Source organism: Desulfosarcina cetonica JCM 12296, assembly GCF_001311845.1.
GTDB classification, from domain to species: Bacteria; Desulfobacterota; Desulfobacteria; order Desulfobacterales; family Desulfosarcinaceae; genus Desulfosarcina; species Desulfosarcina cetonica.
This window is the reverse complement of sequence record NZ_BBCC01000287.1, coordinates 1-5,570: the sequence shown is the minus strand read 5'-3', so window position 1 is coordinate 5,570 and position 5,570 is coordinate 1. Positions and strand designations below refer to the sequence as shown.

Genomic DNA, 5,570 nt, shown 5'->3' with positions numbered 1-5,570 from the left:
AGCACGTAGCGGGTGAAGCACAACGGTTTGAAGTAGACCATCTTGCCGGTCTGGCGCAACTTCTGGGCCAGGCCCAACACCCGGGCGCCGAACACGTCGGTGGTGGCGCTACCCAGGAGCGATTTACCCAGGGCGGCGGCAAAGGCGCCGGTGTAGGCCACATCCACGCCGGTCTTCTCCTTGAAGCGCGCATTGGCCGGCCGGAAGGCCTCGGCCAGGCCGCCGCAGGACCAGACCTGGATGGAGGTGGTTTTAAACTGGGCGGCACGAGCGTTGGTTGAAAGAGCCGCCCCCATGATCGTGGTGGCCGCGCCGGTAAGGAATGTGCGCCGGCTCAGTGGATGGGCTTTACTGGTCATCACTGTTTGGTTCCCCTCAGGCAAAATGAGTAAACAAACGCCGGGACAGGATAAAGTGGGCTCCTTAAGCATGAAGCTGGCGGCAGGTCAAATTCTTAATTTGAATCGATTCTCGATCACATCATTGGAATTCTTGATAGGAAAAATGTCTCACAAACCTCGCATGAGAAGATACGCCTCATAGGTCGGCGTCCGGCACAAGGCATCGAGTCCGGCCAGGATCGCGGCGGCCACCACTTTACCCACCTTGGCGCGCAACACGCGTTTCAACTGCGTCAGCGTTTCCGGGTCCAGCTGTTGCTTGAGAAATTGGTATACCGGCCTTGCGAAGGCGAACCCGGTCTTATGGCCGATCAGCAGCATACGGTAGGCGATCAGGCACTTGCCGGGGATCAGGGTACTGTTGAAATCGATCATGCGGTGGCGGATGGCGCCGATGCAGCCATTTTCGGTCAAGGTCCGTTGGTAATCGTCGTAGAGGATCGCGTTGACGGTAAAATCGATACTAGCCAAAAGACTTTCGAAGGTCGCGCCGAGATGGAAGGTCTTGATCACCACAAAATTGGGCAGCAGGCACAGGTCATAGACGAAGGCTGAACCCGGCGGACGCCAGCGCAAGCCCCCAAGCCCGGTGGATTCGGTGGGCTGGTCGCGCAACAGGGCCGACAGGGCGAAATGCCGTTTCACGCCGCCGACGAAAAGATCGATGTCCCGCGTGGGCGGCGCACTGCCATGCAAGAGGCCGATTATCAGGTTGCGCAGGGCACCGCCGGCCACACCGATCCGGGCCGTATCAGGAAGCCGGCGGCGGAGCAGGTCCATGCTGCCGCACACGTCCGGTCGATGAAAAAAAGCCTCGACGGCAGCGATAATACGGGCATCGGTAACCGGTGTCATGGTTGGTGTCCATCTTATTTGACTCCCATGCCGCGGCCGGCGTGGGAGGGTTCATTCATTTCAGTTTAACATGCCAGCGATCCCCTGACGAGTCGCATCCGGAAAGGCCGCCACCGTTAGATGGATTTTTCCAATCTCCATCGCACAGCCAATAGATATTATATTTTTGCCTGATAGACGCTTCTCATCTAAAAGTAGTGATTCGCATTCCTGTTTTGGAGGCTGTTTATCCAATCACCCTTTTTCCAAGAAAGAAGGAGCCCATGATGAAAAAGATCGGCTTTATCACTGCGCTGCTGTTGCTGGCCACCACGGCGATGGCCGGCACCATTCCGTCGGGAACCCTGACCTTCACGATCACGCCGAAAATCACGGAAAACACCGAAACCGTGACTGTCTGGATCCCCTACCCCATGAGCGATGCCTTTCAGACCATCGACAAGATGGACGTCAGTGGCAACTACAGCGAATCCGCCGTCTACCGCGATCCGGCATCCGAAGCGGTCTACCTCTACGCCAACTGGCAGAAACCGGCCAAGGCGCCCACCTGCGTGATGCGCTTTCATATTGCCCAGCGGGATCGCCGCAATACCGCCATCACAGACAACGGCGGCGCTTTTCCCGAACTGGTTCAGGAATACCTCAAGCGACGGCCTTCGTGCCGGCCGACGCCCCCGAGATGAAAGCCATCGCCGAAAAAGTCACCCAGGGCAAGACCGGCACCCTGGAAAAAGCCAAGGCGGTTTATGACTGGGTGGTGGAAAACACCTTCCGCGATCCCGCGGTCAAGGGCTGCGGCCTGGGCCAGCCCCTGCGGACTCTCAACCAGTGCCAGGGCGGCGGCAAATGTGCCGACCTGAGCACGGTATTCGTCACCCTGGCGCGCGCGGCGGGCATTCCCGCCCGGGACGTCTACGGTCTGCGGCTGGCGACGCCCAAAAACGGCGATGTGACCAGCGGATTTCACTGCTGGGCGGAATTCTACCTGCCCGGCACCGGCTGGGTGATGGTGGATCCGGCGGACGTGCGCAAGATGATGCTGGTCCACAAGCTCGAACTCAAGGATGCCGGCGACTGGCGCAAGTTCTTCTGGGGCGGGGATGACCTCTTCCGCCTGCTGCTGGAGAAAAATGCCCGCGGCGCCGAGCTTATCGGCGCGCCTGAGAAGATCAACTACTTCATGTATCCGGCCGCCCAGGTGGACGGCAAGATGCTCAACTACTTTGACCCGGCCAATTTCAGCTACAAGGTGGAATTCGAACTGGACAAATAGGCCGCTGGGGTTTTGGCGGCATGCCCCATGGGATGCCGAAACCCCATGCTCCCCACGAACGCGCGAAAACCCGGGTGGACACCCTCCCCCGGGTTTTCCTATCATGACCGATAAGGATCCTATCATGGAAACCCGCAGACAATTCATCAAAAACGGGCTGTGGCTCTGCATCGGAGCCGGCGGCTGGTTGACCGCTGGGGCGGCCCATGCCTTTCCCCGAACGGCACGGCCCGCTGGGGCATGATCATCGACCTGTCCCGCTGCACCGGCTGCCAATCCTGCATGGTGGCCTGCAAGCTGCAAAACCAAACGGCACCCGATGAATTCAACACCCGCATTACCGCACGCGAAATCGTCGAGGCGGCTGGAACACGCATTGCCTTTACCGCCAACCTCTGCGTTCACTGCGCCGATCCACCCTGCGTCGCGGCCTGCCCCACCGGCGCGGCCTTCGTCCATCCGTCGGGTCTGGTTCTCACCGACTGGCGCCGCTGCGATGGTAACGGCGCCTGCATCGACGCCTGCCCCTATGACGCGCGCTTCGCCGATCCCCGCTTTGCCGGACGCGTGGACAAGTGCGATCTGTGCATCAACCGCCTGACCGAGGGCCTGGTCCCGGCCTGTGTGGAAAACTGCTCGCCGGGTGCGCGGATTTTCGGCCGTTTTGACCGACCCGAAGGCGAATTCGCCGACTACCTTGAAGCCCTGAAAAAAACGCAGCCCAACGCGGACCGCCGATCAGCGGTGCTTTTTTACGGCACCGGCCAGGAGGGACAATCATCATGAGCCATCAAACGCGCCATGTTTTCACCGTCAGCCGACGCCATTTCATCAAAGCCGGCGGGGCGGCTGCCGCCCTGTGCGTCGGTTCAGCATCGCCCACCAAAGCCGCCGAGGCGCCCTTCGATCCCCCGTTGGGTGCAGCAGGCCGCAGCCACCCGCCAAACACCGGGAACCCGCACCGTTCATTCGGTCTGTCTGGCCTGCAATGCCCGTTGCGGCGTGCGCGGCGTGGTCCAGGACGGCCGCTTGGTGAACATCTCGGGCAATCCCTACCACCCCTACAACATGCAGTTTACGCCGATCGCCTACGATACGCCCCTGGACCAATCCCTGGCGGTCCCCAGCCCGGTGTGCGGCAAGGCCCTGGATACGCCCCAGCACATCTACAGCCCCTATCGCCTGCGCACGCCCCTGAAGCGTTCCGGTCCCCGGGGGTCGGGACAGTTCGAACCCATCGCCTGGCCGGACCTGATCCGCGAAATCGCCGAGGGTGGTGCCCTTTTCCAGCACCTGGGCGAGAATCGCCGGGTGCCGGGCATCGGTGAGCTGATCAGCGACGCGCCCATCGATCCGGAGGATCCGTCGCTCGGGTCCAAGCGCAACGGACTGGTCTTCCTCACCGGTCGGCTGCAGTCGGGCCGCAAGGAATTCATCGACCGCTTCGTCAAGCAGAGCGTGGGCTCGCGCAACCGCATCGGCCACACGGACATCTGCGGCCTGGGCTTCCGCATGGGCAACTTCGCCCTGAGTGACGGCAAGGCCGTGGAGTTGAAAGCCGATCCGAAAAACGCCGACTACATTCTGGTCTTCGGGGCCAACATCTACGAGGCGTTGCAGCCCGGGATCAACACCTACGGGGCCATGGTGGCGCGCCGGCGGGCCGATGGCAAGCTGGCCTTTTCCATCGCCGATCCGAGGGCCACGCGGGCCTCGGCCCATGCCAGCGACTGGCTGGCCGTCAAGCCGGGCAAGGACGGCGCCCTGGCCATGGCCATGATCCGCTGGATGATGGAAAATGATCGCATCAACCGCGACTACCTCAGCGCCCCCAACCCCGCGGCGGTCAAAAAGCGGGGCTACGGGGTGCTGTGCAACGCCAGCCATCTGGTAATCTGCGACCCCGGCCATGCGGACGACGGCCGGTTCCTGCGCGCTCGCCATTTGGACCCCGCCCTGGGCGGAGACGCCGCCGAGGACCGCATGGTCTTCACCCGGGATGGGAAAATGCCGATCTCGGCCCTGTCCACGGATCGGGCCGACCTAGAACGCGAAGCCATCGTCAAGGATTACTTCGGCAACCCCATCCGGGTCAAAACCGCCTATCAACTGCTCAAGGAAGCGGCCCTTGCCCATGATCTCGGCGACTATGCCGTCATCTGCGGCGTCCCCCTGGCCCAGATCGAACGGGTCGCCGGCGAGTTCTCATCCCATGGCACACGCGCGGCCGTCACCCAATACCACGGCGCCGGCAACTATGTGAACGGCACTTATGCGGCTTTTGCCGTGGCCGCCTTGAATGCCCTGGTGGGCAGCGTGAACATGAAGGGCGGGTATCTCACCGGTGGCGGCGGATGCGGTAAACCGACCGGCGGTCTTTACGACCTCAAGACGGTTGCCGGCAGCATCAAGGCCGGTGGTGTGGCCATTTCGCGCGAGAAGGCGGTCTACGAGAAGTCCGCCGAATACCGCCGCAAAAAGGACCAGACCGGTTCGGGCTACCCGGCCCGGCGCCCGTGGTTCGCCTTCACCAAGGGCGGGCTGTGCGTGGAGGCCTTAAGCGGTATCGACCAGCAGTATCCCTACCCTGCCAAGGTCCTCTTCACCTATCTCTTCAACCCGGTCTACTCGATTCCCGGCGGTTATCGCTTCAAGGAGACGTTGGCCGATCCCGACAAGGTCCCCTTGCACGTCTCCATCGACATCGCCGTGAACGAATCCAACATCTACGCCGATTACATCGTTCCCGACCTGAGTTTCGCCGAAGGCCATTACGGCTGGCTCACCCCCCATGCGCCGGGTCTTTCCTTCACCGGCATCCGCAGCCCCATGATCGAACCGCTGACCGACAAGACCCCGGACGGACGCCCCATCTGCACCGAGACCCTGTTGATCGATCTGGCAACCCATTTGAATCTTCCGGGTTTCGGCAAGGCCGCGATCGCCGATGCGAATGGCGGCCGGCACGATCTGTTGCGGGCCGAGGATTTCTACCTGCGGGCCTTTGCCAACATCGCCGCCGGAGCCAAACTGCCGCCGGC

7 protein-coding genes and 1 pseudogene are annotated in these 5,570 nt (G+C 61.9%); 5 read left to right on the top strand and 3 right to left on the bottom strand.

All coding sequences use genetic code 11. From position 1 onward, the window contains the following. From JCM12296_RS32095 to JCM12296_RS39320, 3 genes are all read right to left on the bottom strand, one after another. A partial coding sequence (locus JCM12296_RS32095) for a substrate-binding domain-containing protein (protein WP_172684221.1) occupies positions 1-359 on the bottom strand: 359 nt, incomplete at its 3' end. Between the two features lie 150 nt (positions 360-509). Beyond that, on the bottom strand, positions 510-1,256 hold the full coding sequence (locus JCM12296_RS32090; protein ID WP_054701686.1) for a hypothetical protein: 747 nt from the start codon (positions 1,254-1,256) through the stop codon (positions 510-512). Between the two features lie 60 nt (positions 1,257-1,316). Further along, positions 1,317-1,490 (bottom strand): hypothetical protein, encoded by a 174-nt coding sequence (locus JCM12296_RS39320; protein ID WP_157068093.1) that lies wholly within the window; start codon positions 1,488-1,490, stop codon positions 1,317-1,319. A 29-nt stretch (positions 1,491-1,519) separates the two neighbouring features. Between JCM12296_RS39320 and JCM12296_RS42890 the strand changes: the two genes are divergently transcribed. The 5 genes and pseudogenes from JCM12296_RS42890 to JCM12296_RS32075 all read left to right on the top strand — a co-directional run. Further along, positions 1,520-1,939: a hypothetical protein gene (locus JCM12296_RS42890; RefSeq protein ID WP_218188391.1), complete on the top strand. Its 420-nt coding sequence runs from the start codon at positions 1,520-1,522 to the stop codon at positions 1,937-1,939. Beyond that, positions 1,915-2,529 carry a transglutaminase-like domain-containing protein gene (locus JCM12296_RS42885; RefSeq protein WP_218188390.1) on the top strand — a complete coding sequence of 205 codons (615 nt, stop codon included), beginning with the start codon at positions 1,915-1,917 and terminating at the stop codon, positions 2,527-2,529. Before JCM12296_RS42890 ends, JCM12296_RS42885 begins: the two co-directional genes overlap by 25 nt. A gap of 159 nt (positions 2,530-2,688) precedes the next feature. Continuing rightward, a complete protein-coding gene (locus tag JCM12296_RS32080) occupies positions 2,689-3,315 on the top strand; it encodes a 4Fe-4S dicluster domain-containing protein (protein WP_157068092.1) in 627 nt (208 codons plus the stop codon). Further along, positions 3,312-3,377, top strand: a pseudogene (locus JCM12296_RS51090) (hypothetical protein); the annotation flags it as partial. The gene JCM12296_RS32080 and the pseudogene JCM12296_RS51090, both read left to right, overlap by 4 nt. Before the next feature lie 70 nt (positions 3,378-3,447). Further along, positions 3,448-5,570, top strand: a 2,123-nt coding sequence (locus JCM12296_RS32075) for a molybdopterin-dependent oxidoreductase (protein ID WP_218188389.1), incomplete at its 3' end; no start/stop codon positions are given.